Source organism: Pseudomonas fragi (assembly GCF_025426255.1).
Taxonomy (GTDB): Bacteria; Pseudomonadota; Gammaproteobacteria; order Pseudomonadales; family Pseudomonadaceae; genus Aquipseudomonas; species Aquipseudomonas kulmbachensis.
On the sequence record NZ_CP104861.1, the window covers coordinates 4419431 to 4439284 of the forward strand.

Below are 19854 nucleotides of genomic sequence, written 5' to 3' on the forward strand. Positions count from 1 at the left end.
GGTTATTTTAAGATGTTTTCAAAGTTTCCTCTGTAACATCAACCACTTGCGCTTTCGATCTCTCGTCAGCGGGAGGCGAATTCTACAGCGTTACACGCTGCTGTCAACACCTCATTTCCTGCTTCGATGACTTGAAGCTGACACTGCCGAAAACCAATCCAACTCATTGAAACTCAAGGAGTTTTCCGTTTCGACTGCGCCGGAAGTGGGCGAATTATAGGCCGTTAGAATTATGAGTCAAGAGCTAATTGCGACTTAAGCAACCGAAACCGGTTTCTTCTTATATAGACGCGGAATACGGCTCATCACCAGCGGTATGCGCAGCGCCAGCAGACACACACCTATAAAGGCGTAAACCGACCATTCCTTGAGGTCTGCCCGAACAATCCAGAGCATATGCAGCAATCCCAACCCCACAATTGCGTACACCAGACGATGGAGTTTCTTCCAGCGCGCACCCAAACGCCGTTGGCTGTATCGATTTGAAGTCACTGCCAGCGCCAGCAAACACAAGAAACCCAGACTGCCGACAATGATGTAAGGCCGCTTGCGCAGCTCCACACCTAACTGTGACCAGTCAAAGCCCAACACGAAAGTCAAATAAGCACACAGGTGCAACACCACATAGGCAAAGCACCACAGCCCTATCTGGCGACGCACGGCAATCCAGCCCGACCACCCCGTGAGCTTCTGCAGAGGTGTCATGCTCAGTGTCACCAACAATAGAATCAGCGTGCCCAACCCCAGCCGATCGACCAGTACCTTTCCCGGGTCCGGCCCCAAGGCAAAGCTCCAGGCCTCATAAAGCCAGAGCAAAGGCCATATGACAGCGGCTATAAAGACCCCAATACGCCAAGGAAGGAATTTCATCAGTAGTTCTTCCGCAAATCGAGGCCGGTATACAGAGAAGCCACTTCATCCGCATATCCGTTAAACATTTGGGTATCACGCACATTCGGGCTGAACAGGCCGCTCGGTAAACGCCGCTCACGCGCTTGCGTCCAACGAGGGTGATCAACTTGCGGATTCACGTTGGCATAGAAGCCGTATTCATCAGCTGCAATGCTCTGCCAAGTGGTTTTTGGCTGCTCCTCTACCAGACTGATTCGCACAATAGACTTCACGCTTTTGAAACCATATTTCCAAGGCACCACCAAACGTAGCGGCGCCCCATTCTGATTCGGCAATTCACGCCCATACATGCCTACCGCCAAAATCGCCAACGGATTCATCGCCTCGTCCAAGCGCAATCCTTCAACATAGGGCCAGTCAATCAATGCAAAACCCGAACGCTGCCCCGGCATGACCTTTGGATCCTGCAAGGTTTCAAAGCGGATAAATTTGGCTTTGGATGTAGGCTCCACCTGCTTGAGCAATGCCGATATGGGAAAACCCATCCACGGAATCACCATCGACCAGGCTTCTACGCAACGCAGACGATAAATCCGCTCTTCCAATTGATAAGGCTTCATAAAGTCTTCAAGCGCATAACGCCCCGGTTTTCCCACCTCCCCATCTACCACCACCGTCCAAGGCTCGGTTTTCAAGGCTCCAGCATTCTGCGCCGGATCACCCTTATCGGTACCGAACTCATAGAAGTTGTTGTAGTGGGTCGCATCCTTGAAGGGGGTGATAGCCTCCCCCTTGACCGTGACTGCCTGCCATTTGGTCTGAGGCAGCTTATCGGCAAACCAGGTCGGAGCCTTACCCGGCTCAACATCCGCATAGCGCATTGCATCCTCGGCACTGGCCCAGCGCGGAAGGCTGGACACAGCCAATCCGGCAAGCGAACTGCCCAGCAATGCACGACGGGATAGATAGAAGGATTCAGGCGTCACGTCCGACTCTTTACAGTCGGACGCTTTAGGCAGCTTGATGAGCATGACAACTCCGTAGTATTGGAGAACTGATGCACCAATAGACTACGGAGTATGGGAGAAATTACATTACTCGCCGGCTTTGTTACGACGCAAACGCAGTAAGTACTGAATCGGACCCGATGCCGCATACACCAGGAAGGCCAGCAACAGGATGCGTGGCGGATCGCTGAACACAACAGCGAATACCAGAACCACAGCCAGGATCGCCACAAAAGGAACACGCCCTTTCAAATCCAGCTCTTTAAAGCTGTTGTACTTGATATTGCTGACCATCAACATGCCAGCGACAGCGACCAGCAAGGCAACCAGGAACGACATTTTCGATCCCTGGATCCCGTAATCACTGAATGCCCAAACAATACCCGCCACCACACCTGCAGCAGCCGGGCTGGCCAACCCGATGAAGTAACGCTTATCCGCTGTTCCGACCTGCGTGTTAAAACGCGCCAGACGCAACGCCGCACCCGCTACATAGATGAAGGCAACCATCCAGCCGACCTTGCCCATATCTCCCAGCGCCCAGCCAAAGGCCAGCAATGCAGGTGCCACACCAAAGGCAACCATGTCCGACAAGGAGTCGTACTCGGCGCCAAATGCACTTTCGGTGTTGGTCATACGGGCTACACGACCATCAAGACCATCCAGCACCATTGCGATAAAAATCGCGATGGCCGCAAACGCAAAATATTTGCTTGCGCCAGCAGCGTCACCCGCACTCATGGCGCTTTGGGCACTCATGGAGCTGATGATCGAATAAAAACCGGCGAACAGGTTCGCAGTAGTGAAAAGGTTCGGCAGCAGATAGATACCACGATGCCGGACTTTACGCCCTTCGGCGTCATGCCCTTCTTCGACATGCTCATCGATAGGCAGCAGGCTATCGGCGTCTGAAGCCGCTTTTGGCTCTTCGGGACGTTCGCTCATGGACATTACCTTGCAACGATATGGAAAGTTTCGATAGAAGCTTGGGGCCAACATGCACCCGCAAACGATCCTGCTTTATACCAGAAGCTGGCGCTCAAACGAAAAAACGCGGCCTAGGCCGCGTTTTCTCTACAGACCAAGAACTTAGTTCTTGGCTTGGTCAACGATCTTGTTCGCGCCGATCCAAGGCATCATCGAACGCAATTGTCCGCCGATGACTTCGATGCCGTGAGCAGCGTTGTTACGACGCTTGGCGGTCATCGATGGGTAGCCGGTAGCACCTTCACTGATGAACATCTTCGCGTATTCACCATCTTGAATGCGCTTCAAAGCGTTACGCATTGCTTGACGGGATTCAGCGTTGATCACTTCTGGACCGGTAACGTACTCGCCGTACTCAGCGTTGTTGGAGATCGAGTAGTTCATGTTGGCGATACCGCCTTCGTACATGAGGTCAACGATCAACTTCAACTCGTGCAAGCACTCGAAGTAAGCCATTTCTGGCGCGTAACCGGCTTCAACCAGAGTTTCAAAGCCAGCTTTAACCAGCTCAACAGTACCGCCACACAGAACAGCCTGCTCGCCGAACAGGTCGGTTTCAGTCTCGTCCTTGAAGGTGGTTTCGATGATACCGGTACGACCGCCGCCCACGCCCGAAGCGTAAGACAGTGCCAGGTTTTTGGCATTGCCCGAAGCATCCTGGTAGATAGCGATCAGGTCAGGGATACCGCCGCCGCGTACGAATTCAGAACGCACAGTGTGGCCCGGAGCTTTTGGCGCGATCATGATCACGTCAAGGTCAGCACGCGGTACAACCTGGTTGTAGTGGATTGCGAAACCATGGGAGAACGCCAGGGTTGCGCCTTTTTTGATGTTCGGCTCGATTTCGTTCTTGTACAGCGCGGACTGGAACTCGTCCGGAGTCAGAATCATGACCAGGTCAGCAGCGGCAACAGCGCTGGCAACGTCAGTCACTTTCAGGCCGTGAGCCTCAGCCTTGGCGACAGTGGCCGAACCTTTACGCAGACCAACAGTAACGTCAACGCCGGAGTCTTTCAGGTTGCAGGCTTGGGCGTGACCCTGGGAGCCGTAACCGATAATGGCTACTTTTTTGCCCTGGATGATCGAAAGGTCGCAGTCTTTGTCGTAATAAACTTTCATGATTTTCCCTTATATCCAGGCCATTCAGGCCAATTAGCACTTATTAGTTTTAGATGCTGAGTACTTTGTCGCCACGGGCAATCCCGGTGACGCCACTGCGAACTGTTTCCAGGATCGAGGCGGTCCCAATCGACTGGATGAAACTGTCGAGCTTCTCGCTGGTGCCTGTCAACTGCACGGTGTACACACTGGCGCTGACATCAACGATCTGCCCACGGAAAATATCCGTTGTACGCTTGATCTCTGCGCGCTGTGCGCCTGTCGCCTTGACCTTTACCAGCATCAACTCGCGCTCGATGTGAGCACTTTCCGACAGATCCACCAACTTGACCACTTCAATCAACTTGTTCAGGTTTTTGGTGATCTGCTCGATCACTTCATCATGCCCCACCGTGGTCAGCGTCAGACGCGACAAGGTCGGATCCTCGGTTGGTGCCACCGTCAGGCTTTCGATGTTGTAGTTACGTTGCGAAAAAAGCCCGACAACACGAGACAAGGCGCCCGGTTCGTTTTCAAGAAGCAAGGAAATAATGTGCCGCATGATTAAGTACGCTCCGTCTTGCTCAGCCACATGTCGCGCATGGAGCCATCTTTGATCTGCATCGGATAAACGTGCTCACTGGTATCAACCTGGATATCCAGGAACACCAGGCGATCCTTCATGGCAAAGGCCTCTTCCATCTTCGGCTTGAGGTCTTTCAGATCAGTGATCCGAATACCCACATGCCCATAAGCCTCAGCCAGCTTGACGAAATCAGGCAGCGATTCCATGTACGAGTGCGAGTGACGGCTGCCGTAGTTCATGTCCTGCCACTGGCGCACCATGCCAAGCACACCGTTGTTGAGGCTGATGATTTTTACCGGTAAGCCATACTGCAAACACGTCGACAGTTCCTGAATATTCATCTGAATACTGCCCTCACCCGTTACACAGGCAACGTCAGCATCAGGGAAGCTCAGTTTTACACCCATCGCCGCCGGGAAACCGAAGCCCATCGTGCCCAGGCCGCCAGAGTTGATCCAGCGATTAGGCTTGTTGAAGCGGTAGTATTGGGCCGCAAACATCTGGTGCTGACCCACATCGGACGTTACATACGCATCGCCCTTGGTCACTTCGCAGAGCATCTCGATAACAGCCTGAGGCTTGATCACGCTGCCGTCGCCCTTGTTATAAGGGAACAGGTCACCATCACCACGCCACTCGTCGATCTGCTTCCACCAACTGGCAACTGCCTCCGGGTTCGGCTTATCGCCAATTTCCTTGAGGATTGCGACCATTTCGCTCAACACGCTCTCTACCGGACCTACGATCGGCACATCTGCCTTGATGGTCTTGGAGATGGACGCCGGGTCGATATCAATATGGATAATCTTGGCGTTCGGGCAGAACTTGGATGGACCGTTGATTACACGGTCATCAAAGCGCGCGCCTACAGCCAGGATCACGTCAGCGTTGTGCATGGTCATGTTGGCAGTGAAGCTGCCATGCATACCGAGCATGCCGACGAACTGACGGTCGGTGCCAGGGTAGGCACCCAGGCCCATCAACGTATTGGTTACGGGTACGTTGAGCATTTTTGCCAACTCGGTCAGCGGAGCCGAACCGCCGCCCAAAATAACCCCGCCGCCTGCATAAAGCACAGGGCGCTTGGCTGCCAGCAGCATCTCTGCTGCCTTGCGAATCTGGCCTGAGTGACCACGCAGGGCCGGGCTGTAAGAACGCAACTTGGCTTTTTTCGGGAAAACGTATTCGAACTTCTCGGCCGGGTTGGTCATGTCTTTCGGAATATCGACCACTACCGGACCAGGACGACCGGATTGAGCGAGGTAGAACGCCTTTTTCATGACCTCCGGGATTTCCGAAGCATGCTTGATCATAAAGCTGTGCTTCACGATGGGCCGAGAGATACCGATCATGTCGGTCTCTTGGAAAGCATCAGTCCCGACCATGGTGCTAGGCACCTGACCAGAAATGATCACCATCGGAATGGAGTCCATGTAGGCAGTGGCAATCCCGGTGATGGCGTTGGTAGCACCCGGTCCGGAAGTAACCAGTACTACACCGGCCTTACCGGTTGCACGGGCATAGCCGTCAGCCATATGGGTAGCAGCTTGTTCGTGGCGAACCAGGATGTGGGTAACTTCCGGCTCTTTGAACAGTGCGTCGTAGACATGCAGAAGAGCACCACCAGGGTACCCGTAGATATATTTGACACCTTCGTCGCGCAAAAAGCGCACGAGCATCTCACCGCCAGATAAAAGCTCCACGTTGTTCACCTCTAAAACGCCAGAATACCGTTCACAAAAATACGAACGGGTCTTAATAGGTTTACTTTTCAGCAGAGCATGAGCGACGGTGGTCGCCGACTACGTCAGCACTGACTGAGCAAGTATTGGGAACTCCCCAAATGTTGCGGGGGTTTCCCACCCAGCGCGAGGTAACGCGTTGCGGGTGTTGCAGGTCGGCGCGGGTGTGCGCCTCATGATCTGCTGAGAGGGTCTGCTTCTGGCAGTCCCTCTACAGCGGGACTTCGATTCTTGTCATTAGGCCAGCCCAAGTCAAGCCATCTATGAGATTTATTTTCATAAACCGACAGGAACGCACAAAAAAACGCGCGAAATGACAGAAACTGACAAGAAAATGGATGGCTGCCAGCAAAAACTGGCAGCTATGACCTCAAGCGGAGGGGCTGATCAACAGGTCAAAACCTTCGAAGTGCTTGAGCAGTGGCTTCCAGTTTCCGCGACGCTGTGCAAAAACCTGGTCAGCCATATGCCGAATACCCGAAACATTTGGCAGTGGCAGACCCTGCTCAACAATGACTTTCATCTTCGGCAGGAAGATCCACTGCACCCACAGCTCAAAGTCGAGCCGGTCGACGCTGAATGGCTCTTGGCTGGCCAAGTCGTGCTCCGTAGGAACCTTGTCGCTCCACAACCCCTGCGTGCGCATTTCCTGCTCGATCAGCAACAAGAACTCGGCGACTTCAGGAGTACGTGAGTCCATAACCATCAGAGACTCACCTTGGCTTTTTGACGAGCCAGTGCAGCGCCTGCTGCATCGCCTTGTTTCTCACGCGCCTGGGCAATCAAACCCCACAGGCTCGCTTGCAAATCCGGGCGGCCATTGGCGAAAGTCAAACCACGACGGGCAAACTGCTCCGCCTGGGCAGCATCACCCTGAGCCATACGGACCTGGGCCAGACGGTAAAGCACTTGGGGCTCACGAGGTGCCACGCGCTGAGCCCGCTCAAGGCTCGACGACGCGCCGTTCAAGTCCCCGCTCGACTGTTGCTGCTGTGCGGTGGTGAGCAGCGCCAGCACCGGGCCGTCCAGTTGCTCGTCAGCAGCCAGACCACCGCCACTGCTGTTCGATGGAATACCACTTGGTGTAATCGGTGCCGGTGCACTGTAAGTATTACTCGGCGTGTAGCTACCCGTGCTGATAGGCGCGGCAGCTGGCCCCGGAGTAATTGGCCCCGGCGTGAAAGGCTGAGTGCTGATCGGTGTCGAAACACTGGCAGCGCCACCCGGGACCATCACCACAACACCCGAGTCCTCGGTAATCGTGCGCGCTTGAGCTGCCCGCGGAACAGCGGCCTGTGGATAACTCCCCGCCGTACGCTGGGCCGAAATACGTTCGTTATTGGATACCGGAACACCAGAATCGACCACAGGAATCGAACCCTGCGGTACGCTGGCACAACCATTGAGCAAAGCCAGGGCTGAAACAGCCGCAATCCACCACTTATTCACGTCAAACCCTCTTTGCTTAATTCAACCAGCCCTTGACCCAATCCATCACGGCGTCACCCGTGGCAGGCGCCTGCCCACCACAACTGGCCCCCGCTGGCGGCTCACTGCCGCGAATATACGGCATCTGTACCGCGCCAGGGCAGCTGGCATCAGATCCTTGACCGGTATGCGGATCAATCCAGGCCTGAACAATGTTATCGGGCTGAGGCATATCGAGCGGCAGGGGACCTGCTTTGCTCATAAAGCTGGTCCACACCTGCAAGGCCCCGGTGGCACCGGTAAACGGTGTTTTGCCATTGTCATCGCGGCCCAGCCATACAACTGCCAGCAAATCCTGGCTGAACCCTGCGAACCAGCTGTCACGAGAGTCGTTACTGGTGCCGGTTTTACCTGCCAACGTAAGGTTTTTTGGCAATACGTTATAGACCGAGCGCCCTGTACCTTCGCGCATCACATGCTGCATCGCGTTCTGAATCAGGAAAATCGAACCCGGATCAAAGCGCTGCTGGATCTGGAACGGATAACGCTTGAGCGGCTGACCTTCAGCTGTCAACACGCTGCGAATACCGCGCATGGGCGTATTGAAGCCGCCGTTGGCCAAGGTCTGATACATCGTCGCCACTTCCATCGGGCTCAATGCGCCAGCCCCCAGCAACATGGAAGGGAACGCCGGGAATTGCCGCTCTACCCCCAGTCGCGCCAATGTCTTGAGGACGTTAGGCACCCCGACTTCCTGCCCCAACCTTACCGTGCCGAGGTTGTAGGAATTCATCATCGACTGGTAGAGGAAAATCGTACCGTGCGAGCGCCGATCATAGTTCTGAGGTTTCCAGATCTGGCCATCTGCGCCTTTGATCGATAGCGGCTCATCCGACAGCCAACTGGTCAGTGTGTACTGACTCGGCCGTTCAAGCGCCGTGAGATAGACCGCAGGTTTGATCAGGGAGCCAATCGGCCTCACCGCATCCAGTGCACGGTTAAAGCCTGCATAGCCTGGAGCACGACTGCCGATCAGCGCCTGAACCTCACCGGTTTCCGGGTTGGTCACCACCATCGCGGCTTCAACCTCATCCGATCCCTTGCGCCCGGCAAGTCGCTTGAAGGTTTCACCGACAGCTGCCTCAGACTTCATCTGCAGGATCGGGTCGAAGCTGGTGAAGATCCTCAACCCTTCTTCGGTCAAGTCTTCGTCACGATAGTCTTCACGCAACTGACGCTTGACCAAATCCAGGAAGCCCGGGAATGAGCTGTCTGCCAGACTGCCGCGCGTGGTCACGCCCAGCGGCATTTTCTTCGCTGCGGCAACTTGCTCAGGCGTTGCAACACCTTGCTGCTCCAGCAAATCGAGCACCAGGTTACGGCGCATCAGCGCACGTTCAGGATAGCGTCGCGGGTTATAGGCTGACGGCCCTTTGACCATACCTACCAGCAGCGCCACTTGATGCAACTTGAGCTCGGCCAGCGGCTGGCTGAAGAAGAACTGACTGGCCAAACCAAAGCCGTGAACAGCGCGCTGACCGTCCTGGCCGACAAACACTTCGTTGAGATATGCCTCAAGAATTTCGCGCTTGTCGTAATGCAACTCCAGCAACAAGGCCATCATTGCTTCGGTCAACTTGCGGGTCAGACTGCGCTCATTGGTCAGATAGAAATTCTTGACCAACTGCTGGGTCAACGTACTGCCGCCCTGGCGCATTTGCCCGGCCGAAGTGTTGACCCACATGGCCCGCGCGATCGACTTCGGCGACACCCCAAAGTGATGATAGAAGTCCCTGTCCTCTACGGTTACCAGCGTATCAAGCAGAAACGGCGGCACCTGATCAATGTTGATCAGGATCCGGTCTTCGAGGTTTTTCGGATAGATACCACCGATCAACAAGGGCTCAAGGCGCACCACGGGCAGCTTGGAGCCATTGGTCGATGAAAGCTCTGCCACATAATCGCCAGAAAAGCGTATCCGCACTGGCTGTGCCTGCTCGGCACCTTCATAGAATTGGAAACCACGGGTATTGAGGTCGACCGTGTTGCCATTAACCGCTGCCGCACCTGGGCCATTGGCAACGCTTTCGCGGCGATAGCCCAAGGCGTCGAGCTCCGTGAGGAAGTCGTTCTTGCTCAGCTTCTGGCCGACGAACAGCTCCAGCGGCCGAGCATAAACCTTGGCCGGGATGGTCCAGCGCTTGCCGGAGAACTTCTCCTGGACGATGGCATCGAGGTAGACGGCAAAACCTGCCAGCACCACCAGGCCGACCAGACTGAGCTTGATTGCCCAGCCGAGCCAGGGCCGAAGGCCGCCAGAAGGACGTTTGGAACGGGAGCGAGGGGATCGGGTACGAGTCATGGCGCGAGATTATACGCACTTTATTCATGTTCATCATGCGCAGCCCGGCGGTTTGCACTCCCGCTGTCAGCGGCCATAATGGCGCATTGAATTTTCCAGACCTTGAAGGATCAACCGTGAGCCAGAACCTGATTACAGCCCTGCAGAACCCGGACCTCTACCCCCATCAAGTCGATAAGTTTCAGGTTATCGAGACTCACATCTCCTGGGTCATTCTCACCGGCCCGTACGCCTACAAGCTGAAGAAACCGGTCAACTTTGGCTTCCTTGACTTTACCGAGCTCAGCGGTCGTGAACACTTCTGCAATGAAGAGCTGCGCCTGAACCAGCGCCTGACCGAAGGCCTGTACCTCGACGTGTTGCCGATCACCGGTACAGCCGAGGCGCCAACGCTGGGCGGCGAAGGTCCGGTGATTGAATACGCACTAAAAATGCGCCAGTTTCCGCAAAGCCAGCTACTGAGCACGTTGCAAGCCAATGGCGAACTTAATGCCGCCCATATTGACGAGATGGCCCAGCAAATTGCACATTTCCACATGCAGGCGCCCCACGTTCCTCTAGACCATTATCAAGGCACTCCAGACGCCGTGATGGACCCGGTCCGCCAGAACTTCGAGCAAATTCGCCCATTCCTCGTGGATAAATCCGACCTGCTGCAACTGGAGGCCCTTCAGGCCTGGGCAGAGGCAAGCTTTACGCGCCTCAAGCCACTGTTTGAACAGCGCAAGGCCCAAGGATTTATCCGCGAATGCCACGGTGATATTCACTTGGGCAACGCCACGATGATTGATGGCAAGGTCGTAATTTTTGACTGCATCGAATTCAACGAGCCTTTCCGCTTCACCGACGTGTATGCCGATACCGCCTTCCTGGCGATGGACCTTGAAGACCGCGGCCTGAAGTCTCTGGCACGACGCTTTGTCAGCCAGTACCTGGAGCTGACCGCTGATTACCAGGGGCTTGAGCTGCTGAACTTCTACAAGGCCTACCGTGCGCTGGTTCGCGCCAAAGTCAGTCTGTTCAGCATGCCTGCCGAAGCCAGCCCGGTGCAACGCGCAGCCACCCTGCGTCAGTACCGTAACTACGCCAACCTGGCGGAAAGCTACAGCACTATTCCGTCACGTTTCCTGACCATTACCCATGGCGTTTCGGCTGTAGGTAAAAGCTCAGTAGCCATGCGACTGGTTGAGGCGCTGGGAGCGATTCGTCTGCGCTCAGACGTTATCCGCAAGCAACTGTTCGGCAAGCAGACCGCTGAAAACGCTGTAGGAGATGGCATCTATAATGCCGACGCCAGCGCAGCAACCTACAACAAACTGCATGAGCTGGCTGGCATCGTGCTGCGCGCGGGCTTCCCCGTCGTTATTGACGCCACCTACCTCAAACGCGAGCAGCGCGACGCCGCCGCCAAGGTTGCAGAAGCCACCGGTGTACCTTGCCTGATCCTCGACTGTACCGCGCCAGACGCTGTGATCGAAGGTTGGCTGGCCCACCGCAAGTCCATTGGCACCGACCCTTCCGACGCCACCCTCGAAGTGGTCAAGGCCCAGCAAGCCAACCGCCAAGCGCTGGGCGCCGATGAAATTCTGCGCAGCAAGCGTGTTGAAACCCACAACAGCAAAAGCCTCGACACCCTGATTGCGGATATTCGTCAGCGCTTGCCAGGCCTGTAAGAATTCGCGTTCGCCGTGAAACCGCAATGGTTTCACGGCACCCGATAGTGGCACTATAATATTAGTTACCACATCCGGCTGGAGCCCTACCATGAGCCATCCCAAGTTGCTTGAGTCGGCGCTCTACGCTCTGCTGCATAAAGATGATATCCGCGGTTTCAATCAGCAGCGTCCTGCCGGACATATCGACATGCGCGGCGGAGACTTTCGTGGGCTGGATTTACGCGAGTTACAAGTCGAAGACGTGGACTTCACCGACGGTTATTTCCGCTCAGCCGACTTGCGCGGCCTGGACCTGCGCACGTCTTGCATCGAAGGCGCCAGCCTAGCCCATGCACAGATTTCAGGTGCCTATTTCCCGGTCGAGCTGACGGCCGATGAAATTCTGATGTCGGTTAATTTTGGCACCCGCCTGCGCTACCGCACCAAGTGACGCAAATACGACACCCGGTCCGAGGCTAAAGCGTCGTAGTAATACCGCTCTGTTGACCCGGACACAGCCACCTGCCCGTCTGGCCCCTTGCCACTGTCCGACAGAAAGCAGCCTGAACTGGGTACTCCTTGTTCCAAAACCGACTAATGGACTGCGGTTTTCCTACTGAGCGCTACACTTCGTAGGATCACCATGCCCTGTAAACGCTGAGCTCACGCCGTCGCAAGGAGAGCAGATGAATGATGAACTCCAGCATTTGAAAAACCTCGGAAAAACCTCGGCCCAATGGCTACATGCTGTTGGCATCCATAGTGCCTCTGACTTGAAGCGCTTAGGCGCCGTAGATGCTTATCGAGCGGTGAAAGCCAGGGGCTTCAGGGCCTCTAAAGTGCTTCTGTATGCCATTGAAGGGGCCTTGCTGGATGTGCACTGGAATGACATTCCGGCAGAACGCAAAGAAGCCCTTAACCGGCAAGTCGAGCATTTGGAAGCACTGAGCAAAGCCTGAAGTGACGGTTTAAGCCACACAAGATGAACGGTAAAAAACAGCTATTGACACTGGAATGAGAATTGTTATTATTACGCCATCTGGTCGCGAGACCAGTCGATCTTCTGGAAGGCCCTTGGTTCGGACTCTCAGAAAATCTCCTCATCAGGCTAATCACGGTTATTTGACCCGGCTCTTGCCGGGTCTTTTTTTGCCTGTTGAAAAGCGCCAGCAAAAAAGTAACTGGCGCTATAGTTCAGCGGGCAATGACCAAAGGACACCCCAGTTCCGGATGAGGTTGTACTAAAACATCCAGACCAAAAACGGCCTTTAGAGCGTCCGGCTGCAATACCACTTGCGGGCAATCAAGGGCTCGCGGACGCCCCTCCTCAAGCAACAGCAAGCGATCGCAGTAACGCGCCGCCAGATTCAAGTCATGCAGGATGATCAGTACCGCCGCGCCGCGATCAGCGAATGCCCGAATGGCCTTGAGCGTGGTGTGTTGATGCAAAGGGTCGAGCATCGAGGTTGGCTCATCGAGCAACAGGGTCTGCCCGCTTTGACCTGGCCATAATTGCGCCAGTACTCGTGCCAGATGTACCCGCTGGCGTTCACCCCCCGATAACGCCAGATAGCTGCGCCCCGCCAGGTGCTCAACATCCGCAGCCTGCAATGCGGCCTGAATGATTTCCGAGTCACGAGTACGGCCTGTCTGATGAGGTAGCCGGCCCATGCCTACGACCTCTTCAACACGAAAGGCGAAATCCAGGGTCGAAGTTTGCGGCAAGACGGCAAGGCGCTGTGCCCGCTGCGCGCCTTTCCAGTGACCCAAGGCCTGCTGATCCAACCAAACTTGCCCCCCGCTCGGTGCCAGTTCCCCGCATAACGCTGCCAGCAGAGTGCTTTTCCCCGCGCCATTGGGCCCCAGTACGCCCAACACTTCCCCCGGGCGCACATCAAGGGTGACATCCGCCAGCACGATTTTCTGATCGCGACGGATCTGCAAGTTTTGCGCACGCAGCATCAGTGACGACCTCGTAACAGTAGGAACAGGAAGAACGGCGCACCGAGAAATGCGGTAACAATCCCGATCGGCAGCTCTGCCGGTGCCAGGGCCAGCCGTGCAACCAAGTCGGCGAACAGCAGCAACGTCGCCCCCGCCAGAACCGATGCAGGCAACAGCACTCGATGATCAGGCCCCGCCAGCAACCGCACCAAATGCGGCACCACCAGCCCGATAAAGCCGATCATGCCTGCCGCCGCCACTGCGGCCCCCACACCCAGCGCGGTGCAAAACACCAGTTCACGCTTCAGACCTTCAACATCAATTCCTAGATGATTGGCTTCCGACTCTCCAAGCAACAGCGCATTGAGCGCATTCGCCCGCCGGGGCAGCCACAACGCAACGCCCACGGTGACAATCAACAATGGCCACAACCGCGCGTAACTGGCGCCATTAAGGCTGCCCAGATTCCAGAACGTCAGCGTACGCAATGTTGCGTCATCGGCCAGATAGGTAAACAAGCCTACCGCCGACCCGGCCAAAGCTGTCAGCGCTATCCCCGCCAACAGCATGACGGCTACATTGGTCTGACCGTTACGGCGTCCCAGTCGATACACCAGCGCTGTCACCCCCAAACCACCGAGAAACGCGCATACCGACAGTAAATAAGGCCCGATAAATTCCGGTAGCCCGCCAAAAGCGGCTCCGCCAACAATCGCAATCGCCGCACCCAACGCCGCACCACTGGACACACCGACCAACCCGGGATCCGCCAGCGGGTTGCGAAACAAACCCTGCATGGCCACGCCCGACAGTGCCAACACCCCGCCTACCGCCAGCCCCAACAAGGTGCGCGGCAAACGAATCTGCCCCAGGATCAGCTCAGCCTGCTCCAGCCCGTCACCCTGAATCGGCACGCCGAGCAGCCGCAGGGCGGCGCGCAAGGTGTCAAACAGCGGCAAACTCACCGGCCCCAGCGCCAGCGACAGCCAAATCGACAACAGGCACAGCGCGCTCAGCCCTATAAATAGAGAGCGGGGTTTAACCAGCGTCTTCATTGGCTTGCCGGAACCGTTGGATAAAACTCAGTTGTCAGTTGCTTCAAACTGGCGGGCAACCGTGGTCCCAGACCGCCCACCAGCAGCGTCGGGTCCAACTCGTACACCCGGCCATTTTTGGCGGCGCGAATAGACATCAATATCGGATTTTCCTTCATCAGTGCCTGGCGAGCCGCCTCACCTGTCAGGCTACGATCAGCAAACACCAGCACTTCAGGATTGAGCCCCGCCAGCGCTTCCACCGAAAATGGCTTGTAGCCTTTATGCGTGGCCAGGTTATGCCCACCGGCTTGAGTCAGCAGCCAGTCTGCGGCGGTGTCCTTGCCGGCGATCAACGGTTTGCCGCCTGCATGGCCCAATAGCAGCAATACTCCGGGGGCCTTGTGACCTGCTTGTGCAGACTTGACCTGTTGCTGATGCTGCTCAAGCTGCTGTTGATAACTTTTGAACACCTTTGCCGCCTGCTCCTCGTCCCCCAGAAGCAGCCCCAGATGTTGCAAAGTACCTTCAAGACTTGCGAGGTCTGCCTGTGCCGAAAACATCTCGACCGCCACACCGGCACCACGAATTTGTGCCAGAACAGGCGGCGGCCCCATCTCTTCAGTGCCGATCAGGACATCCGGTTTCAAACTCAAGATCCCTTCTGCCGAGAGCTGGCGCTGATACCCAACGCTGGGCAGCGACTTGAGTGATTCAGGATGTTGACTGGTGGTATCGACCCCAACCAATTTAGACTCTGCGCCTAACACGCTGACCCATTCCGAAAGCGCTCCCCCTGCACTGACCCAGCGTTGCGGCAACTCACCAGCCAGGCTGGCATGAGTGATCATAAGGCCTGCACAGAGCGTAATCAGGCGGAGACTCAAGCGCATACAGAGGCATTCCTTGAAAAAGAGGGCTCAACGGGACAAAGGAATTGTCACGCCGTGAAAACAGTACATCGCGGAGCAAGGCGCCATTTGATAATTGTTTGCATTTGCACGTCAACCTCTTAACCCAACCTGAAACACGTCTTCGACACAACTGTTTGGCTGCTATTAAGGATTGTCATGAAGTTTTTATGCCCCTCTGCGGCACTTGGCGAAGGTTCCAGCCGCGGCTTCGAGTTGGACGATCTGCGTTTGCTGGTCATTCGCCGTGATGGCCAAGTCTATGCCTACAAAAACCGCTGCCCCCATCGCGGGGTGCCGCTGGAGTGGCAACCGGATCAATTTCTCGACTCAAGCGCCAGCCTGATCCAGTGTGCTACCCACTCTGCGCTGTTCCTGATCGAAAGCGGGGAGTGCATTGCCGGGCCTTGCGCCGGGCAATTTCTGACTGCCCTTGGCTGTCGCGAAGACAGCCAAGGGATCTGGATTACACCAGAAGCATCAGAGGATGACGTCTAACCGACGATCAACCACCACCGCGTCAGAGGTCAGGCTTACACCATAAGCCAGCACTTGCACCCCGGCTGCTACTGCCTCGCGCAATGCTGCGGCGTAAGCCGGGTCGATTTCTTCTGCAGGACGTACAGCGTCGACCCCCGTAAGGTTGACGCAATACAGCTGGACTGCACGGACACCTTCGCGCGCCAGAGTCGCCAGCTCGCGTAAATGCTTGGCGCCACGCTGGGTTACGGCATCCGGAAATGCCGCGACACGAGAGTCGTCAAAACCCAGGGTGACACTTTTGACCTCGACAAAGGCAAAGCCCTGCGGGTACTCCAGGCGAAAATCAATCCGGCTCTTCTCTTGCCCATAAGGCACTTCGCGCTTGAGCGCAGTGAACCCATCCAGCTCAGTAATCACCCCCGCCAGCAGCGCTTCCTCGATCAAGCGATTGGCGCGCCCGGTGTTCACACACGCCAGCCGCCCCTGCGGGGTTTGCGTGATTTCCCAGGTGCCCGGCAACTTGCGTTTGGGATCATTGGAGCGGCTGAACCAAACCTGACCGCCCTCAACCATGCAATTAAGCATAGAGCCCGTATTCGGGCAGTGAATGGTCAGCAACTCGCCGCTGGTGGTTTCAATGTCCGCCAGAAAACGCTTGTAGCGTTTTATCAGCCGCCCTTCTTCCAGCTCAGGTGAGAAACGCATCAGCCCTTCCAGCTCTTGAGGCCACGGGCGATCCGCTCTACGGCCTCCTGCAGACGCGGCAAACTTTGGGTATAGGCAAACCGTACGTGGTGCCCGGACTTGTAACGCCCAAAGTCCAGGCCCGGAGTAAAGGCTATGTGCTGGGTTTCGAGAAAATGCTGGCAAAACGCAAACGCATCACCGCCAAACGCACTGATATCGGCGTACAGGTAAAACGCACCTTCGGGTTCTACTGCAATGCCAAAGCCCAGCTCACGCAAGGCTGGTAACAGAAAGTCACGACGCCGCCCGAACTCGGTCCGTCGCTCTTCCAGAATGGCCAGCGTCTGTGGTTCAAAACAAGCCAGAGCTGCGTACTGGGCCATGCTTGGCGCGCTGATATAGAGGTTTTGTGCGAGCTTCTCCAGATCGGCCACGGCTTCAGGTGGCGCCACCAGCCAGCCCAGACGCCATCCGGTCATGCCGAAATACTTGGAGAAGCTATTGAGTACAAAAGCACTGTCATCGACTTCCAGCACGCTCGTAGCATCACAACCATAGGTCAGGCCGTGATAGATCTCGTCCACTACCAGATGCCCATTACGAGCCTTGATCGCCGTCGACAGGGCTACCAGCTCATCACGACTCAACATCGTCCCGGTAGGGTTGGCTGGCGATGCAACCAGCGCACCAACGCTGTCTTGATCCCAATAGCGTTCAACCAGATCCGCCGTCAGTTGGTAGCGCACATCCGGACCCACCGGCACCAATTGCGCAGCGCCTTCAACCAGGCGCAGGAAATGTCGATTACACGGGTAGCCCGGATCCGCAAGCAGCCAGTGCTTACCCGGATCAACCAGTAGGCTTGTTGCCAGCAACAAGGCGCCAGAACCGCCCGGTGTGATAAGGATCCGCGAGGGGGCGATATTCAACCCATAGCGTTGCTGGTAGAAACCAGAGATTGCTTCACGCAGCTGCGGCAAGCCACGGGCAGCGGTATAGCGGGTCTTTCCGGCGGCCAAAGCGGCCTGCCCGGCGGCAATGATAGGCTCAGCCGTGGTGAAGTCCGGCTCGCCGATTTCCAGGTGAATCACATCGTGCCCCGCAGCCTGCAGCTCGTTGGCACGCGCCAACAACGCCATTACGTGGAACGGTTCAATTGCGCGGCTGCGCGCACTGTAAGACTGAGCCATTAGCCTGTTTTCCTGGGTAAGCAAAAAAACGATTCTACCCAAGCAATCTCACAAGGGAGAGCTAAATACAGTCTTAGCCAACCCGCCAATAGAACCAAACAACCCAGGCGCCGGTCATAGCTCGACTAAAATTATTAATTAGCCACTAATCTCAAGCACTACAGGGTCTGTACACAACCACTGACAACGGGCTAGACATGCGGGAGTAGCGCAGCCCGATTTGATCTGGTAAGTTCGCCCGCTTGCAGCCGCAGGGCCGGCAGGTGTCGGTGATGTTGCAATCCTGCGCAATGGATTAGAAGAATGAGAGGCGGTCCATTTCATGCCCACACAAACCAAGCAACAGAATAGTCAACTTAGCGGCTTTGAACCCTACGTTGAAAAAAAGGGTGAAGAGTACATGGGCGAGCCCATGCGCAAGCATTTCACCAAGATTCTGAACAAGTGGAAACAGGACTTGATGCAGGAAGTCGACCGCACCGTTGATCATATGAAAGACGAAGCGGCAAACTTTCCTGACCCATCCGATCGCGCAAGCCAGGAAGAAGAATTCAGCCTGGAACTGCGCGCCCGTGATCGCGAGCGCAAGCTGATCAAGAAAATCGACAAGACTCTGCAACTGATCGAAGACGAAGAATACGGCTGGTGCGAATCCTGCGGTGTCGAAATCGGTATCCGTCGACTCGAAGCCCGTCCTACTGCCGACATGTGCGTAGACTGCAAAACCTTGGCTGAAATCAAGGAAAAACAAGTCGGCAAGTAATCGCCGACTTGACCAGATGGGGCGTGCGAACGCCCCATTTTTGTTTCTGGAATTTGGTCACAGAATTCTGTAGCCGCCGCCGCAGGCTGCGATAAGGACCGAAGGGCCTTCAAAACACCAAGGCTGCTACTCGCAGTGGCGCACCATATCCATCGCAGCCTTTGGCAGCGGCTACAGGATTTTTTTCATGACTACTCCCTCCTACATCGGGCGCTTCGCCCCAACGCCCAGCGGCCATCTGCACTTTGGCTCCCTGGTCGCCGCCCTCGCCTCTTATCTCGACGCCCGCGCCGCAGGTGGCCGCTGGCTGCTGCGCATGGAAGACCTCGACCCGCCGCGCGAAATGCCAGGTGCCCAGGCTGCGATTCTGGATGCCCTTGAACGCTATGGCTTTGAGTGGGACGGCGAACTGGTTCTGCAAAGCGAGCGCCACGAGGCCTACGCCCAAGTCCTCAATCGCCTGTTCAGCATGGGCCTGGCTTACGCCTGCACCTGCTCGCGCAAACAGCTTGAAGGCTACAACGGCATTTACCCGGGTTTTTGCCGCAATGCTGGCCACTCGATGGAGAACGCCGCAATACGCATACGGGTTCCGGAACTTGAATACCGCTTTGAAGACCGGGTCCAAGGCTCATTTAGCCAGCATCTGGGCCGCGAGGTGGGCGACTTTGTAATTCGCCGCCGCGACGGGCTATACGCCTATCAGTTGGCCGTGGTGCTCGATGATGCAGCCCAGGGCGTAACGGATATCGTGCGCGGCGCTGACCTGCTGGACTCCACACCGCGCCAACTCTACTTGCAGGAGCTACTGGGGTTGTCACAACCGCGTTATTTGCATGTGCCCCTGATTGTGCAACCAGATGGCCACAAACTCGGTAAATCGTACCGCTCGCCGCCCCTGACCCCGGAGCAGGCTACGCCGCTACTGCTTCGCGCCTTGCGCACTTTGGGTCAGACCACAGACGAACGCTTGAACGACTCCACCCCACGTGAAGTTCTGGATTGGGGTGTCGCCCACTGGAACGCAGCCAATATCCCACGCACACTCACCCTCGCCGAGGCGCAATTACGCTGACAGCCCTTGCAGGTTGCCAGCCATCCGTTACCATCGCCGCACGTTTTTGG

19 protein-coding genes and 1 pseudogene are annotated in these 19854 nt (G+C 56.2%); 6 read left to right on the plus strand and 14 right to left on the minus strand.

All coding sequences use genetic code 11. The features are described from left to right. Positions 1–255: 255 nt before the first annotated feature. From msrQ to mrcB, 9 genes are all read right to left on the minus strand, one after another. The gene (gene msrQ, locus N7D90_RS20535) at positions 256–870 is read right to left on the minus strand and encodes a protein-methionine-sulfoxide reductase heme-binding subunit MsrQ (RefSeq protein WP_261739702.1); all 615 of its coding nucleotides are present in this window, start codon (positions 868–870) and stop codon (positions 256–258) included. Continuing rightward, on the minus strand, positions 870–1883 hold the full coding sequence (gene msrP / locus N7D90_RS20540) for a protein-methionine-sulfoxide reductase catalytic subunit MsrP (protein ID WP_261739703.1): 1014 nt from the start codon (positions 1881–1883) through the stop codon (positions 870–872). Before msrP ends, msrQ begins: the two co-directional genes overlap by 1 nt. Before the next feature lie 63 nt (positions 1884–1946). Continuing rightward, positions 1947–2804 carry a CDP-diacylglycerol--serine O-phosphatidyltransferase gene (gene pssA, locus N7D90_RS20545; protein ID WP_261739704.1) on the minus strand — a complete coding sequence of 286 codons (858 nt, stop codon included), beginning with the start codon at positions 2802–2804 and terminating at the stop codon, positions 1947–1949. A gap of 144 nt (positions 2805–2948) precedes the next feature. Next, a complete protein-coding gene (gene ilvC, locus N7D90_RS20550; protein ID WP_095002580.1) occupies positions 2949–3965 on the minus strand; it encodes a ketol-acid reductoisomerase in 1017 nt (338 codons plus the stop codon). A 49-nt stretch (positions 3966–4014) separates the two neighbouring features. Next, positions 4015–4506 carry an acetolactate synthase small subunit gene (ilvN, locus tag N7D90_RS20555; RefSeq protein ID WP_016783407.1) on the minus strand — a complete coding sequence of 164 codons (492 nt, stop codon included), beginning with the start codon at positions 4504–4506 and terminating at the stop codon, positions 4015–4017. A 2-nt stretch (positions 4507–4508) separates the two neighbouring features. Next, entirely contained in the window at positions 4509–6233 is a 1725-nt protein-coding gene (locus tag N7D90_RS20560; protein ID WP_261739705.1) for an acetolactate synthase 3 large subunit, read from the minus strand. Between the two features lie 409 nt (positions 6234–6642). Further along, the gene (locus N7D90_RS20565) at positions 6643–6972 is read right to left on the minus strand and encodes a YqcC family protein (protein WP_261742497.1); all 330 of its coding nucleotides are present in this window, start codon (positions 6970–6972) and stop codon (positions 6643–6645) included. 5 nt (positions 6973–6977) lie between these two features. Beyond that, positions 6978–7721: a tetratricopeptide repeat protein gene (locus N7D90_RS20570; protein WP_261739706.1), complete on the minus strand. Its 744-nt coding sequence runs from the start codon at positions 7719–7721 to the stop codon at positions 6978–6980. A 16-nt stretch (positions 7722–7737) separates the two neighbouring features. After that, a complete protein-coding gene (gene mrcB / locus N7D90_RS20575) occupies positions 7738–10062 on the minus strand; it encodes a penicillin-binding protein 1B (RefSeq protein ID WP_261739707.1) in 2325 nt (774 codons plus the stop codon). Between the two features lie 116 nt (positions 10063–10178). Here mrcB and N7D90_RS20580 point away from each other — a divergent pair, with 116 nt between their 5' ends. From N7D90_RS20580 to N7D90_RS20590, 3 genes are all read left to right on the plus strand, one after another. Then, the gene (locus N7D90_RS20580; protein WP_261739708.1) at positions 10179–11735 is read left to right on the plus strand and encodes an AAA family ATPase; all 1557 of its coding nucleotides are present in this window, start codon (positions 10179–10181) and stop codon (positions 11733–11735) included. Between the two features lie 91 nt (positions 11736–11826). Then, complete coding sequence (locus tag N7D90_RS20585) at positions 11827–12168, plus strand: pentapeptide repeat-containing protein (RefSeq protein WP_261739709.1); 342 nt, start codon at positions 11827–11829, stop codon at positions 12166–12168. A 235-nt stretch (positions 12169–12403) separates the two neighbouring features. Continuing rightward, positions 12404–12676, plus strand: coding sequence for a TfoX/Sxy family protein (locus tag N7D90_RS20590; protein ID WP_261739710.1), 273 nt, complete (start codon positions 12404–12406; stop codon positions 12674–12676). Positions 12677–12911: 235 nt separating this feature from the next. Here the strand turns inward: N7D90_RS20590 and N7D90_RS20595 are convergent. From N7D90_RS20595 to N7D90_RS20605, 3 genes and pseudogenes are all read right to left on the minus strand, one after another. Then, positions 12912–13631 (minus strand): annotated as a pseudogene (locus tag N7D90_RS20595) (heme ABC transporter ATP-binding protein); the annotation flags it as partial. A 47-nt stretch (positions 13632–13678) separates the two neighbouring features. Next, positions 13679–14662, minus strand: coding sequence for a FecCD family ABC transporter permease (locus N7D90_RS20600; RefSeq protein WP_261742498.1), 984 nt, complete (start codon positions 14660–14662; stop codon positions 13679–13681). 50 nt (positions 14663–14712) lie between these two features. Then, positions 14713–15588 carry a hemin ABC transporter substrate-binding protein gene (locus N7D90_RS20605; protein ID WP_261739712.1) on the minus strand — a complete coding sequence of 292 codons (876 nt, stop codon included), beginning with the start codon at positions 15586–15588 and terminating at the stop codon, positions 14713–14715. Between the two features lie 177 nt (positions 15589–15765). On the opposite strand from N7D90_RS20605, the gene N7D90_RS20610 reads away from it, so the two are divergent. Further along, positions 15766–16104 (plus strand): Rieske (2Fe-2S) protein, encoded by a 339-nt coding sequence (locus N7D90_RS20610; protein WP_261739713.1) that lies wholly within the window; start codon positions 15766–15768, stop codon positions 16102–16104. Here the strand turns inward: N7D90_RS20610 and sfsA are convergent. Beyond that, complete coding sequence (gene sfsA / locus N7D90_RS20615; RefSeq protein ID WP_261739714.1) at positions 16087–16794, minus strand: DNA/RNA nuclease SfsA; 708 nt, start codon at positions 16792–16794, stop codon at positions 16087–16089. The two genes, N7D90_RS20610 and sfsA, sit on opposite strands and share 18 nt — an antisense overlap. Next, positions 16794–17966 carry a pyridoxal phosphate-dependent aminotransferase gene (locus tag N7D90_RS20620; RefSeq protein WP_261739715.1) on the minus strand — a complete coding sequence of 391 codons (1173 nt, stop codon included), beginning with the start codon at positions 17964–17966 and terminating at the stop codon, positions 16794–16796. Before N7D90_RS20620 ends, sfsA begins: the two co-directional genes overlap by 1 nt. Before the next feature lie 322 nt (positions 17967–18288). Here N7D90_RS20620 and dksA point away from each other — a divergent pair, with 322 nt between their 5' ends. Together dksA and gluQRS are read left to right on the plus strand one after the other, a co-directional pair. Continuing rightward, a complete protein-coding gene (gene dksA / locus N7D90_RS20625; protein ID WP_261739716.1) occupies positions 18289–18729 on the plus strand; it encodes an RNA polymerase-binding protein DksA in 441 nt (146 codons plus the stop codon). A 187-nt stretch (positions 18730–18916) separates the two neighbouring features. After that, positions 18917–19804: a tRNA glutamyl-Q(34) synthetase GluQRS gene (gene gluQRS, locus N7D90_RS20630; protein WP_261739717.1), complete on the plus strand. Its 888-nt coding sequence runs from the start codon at positions 18917–18919 to the stop codon at positions 19802–19804. The last annotated feature ends 50 nt before the right edge of the window (positions 19805–19854 follow it).

Coding starts and splice junctions, on each gene's coding strand:
- sfsA (WP_261739714.1), bottom strand. CDS start 16,794: ATGCGTTTCTCACCTGAGCTGGAAGAAGGGCGGCTGATAAAACGCTAC.
- ilvN (WP_016783407.1), bottom strand. CDS start 4,506: ATGCGGCACATTATTTCCTTGCTTCTTGAAAACGAACCGGGCGCCTTG.
- pssA (WP_261739704.1), bottom strand. CDS start 2,804: ATGAGCGAACGTCCCGAAGAGCCAAAAGCGGCTTCAGACGCCGATAGC.
- N7D90_RS20620 (WP_261739715.1), bottom strand. CDS start 17,966: ATGGCTCAGTCTTACAGTGCGCGCAGCCGCGCAATTGAACCGTTCCAC.
- ilvC (WP_095002580.1), bottom strand. CDS start 3,965: ATGAAAGTTTATTACGACAAAGACTGCGACCTTTCGATCATCCAGGGC.
- msrQ (WP_261739702.1), bottom strand. CDS start 870: ATGAAATTCCTTCCTTGGCGTATTGGGGTCTTTATAGCCGCTGTCATA.
- msrP (WP_261739703.1), bottom strand. CDS start 1,883: ATGCTCATCAAGCTGCCTAAAGCGTCCGACTGTAAAGAGTCGGACGTG.
- mrcB (WP_261739707.1), bottom strand. CDS start 10,062: ATGACTCGTACCCGATCCCCTCGCTCCCGTTCCAAACGTCCTTCTGGC.
- N7D90_RS20610 (WP_261739713.1), top strand. CDS start 15,766: ATGAAGTTTTTATGCCCCTCTGCGGCACTTGGCGAAGGTTCCAGCCGC.
- N7D90_RS20605 (WP_261739712.1), bottom strand. CDS start 15,588: ATGCGCTTGAGTCTCCGCCTGATTACGCTCTGTGCAGGCCTTATGATC.
- N7D90_RS20590 (WP_261739710.1), top strand. CDS start 12,404: ATGAATGATGAACTCCAGCATTTGAAAAACCTCGGAAAAACCTCGGCC.
- N7D90_RS20585 (WP_261739709.1), top strand. CDS start 11,827: ATGAGCCATCCCAAGTTGCTTGAGTCGGCGCTCTACGCTCTGCTGCAT.
- gluQRS (WP_261739717.1), top strand. CDS start 18,917: ATGACTACTCCCTCCTACATCGGGCGCTTCGCCCCAACGCCCAGCGGC.
- N7D90_RS20565 (WP_261742497.1), bottom strand. CDS start 6,972: ATGGACTCACGTACTCCTGAAGTCGCCGAGTTCTTGTTGCTGATCGAG.
- dksA (WP_261739716.1), top strand. CDS start 18,289: ATGCCCACACAAACCAAGCAACAGAATAGTCAACTTAGCGGCTTTGAA.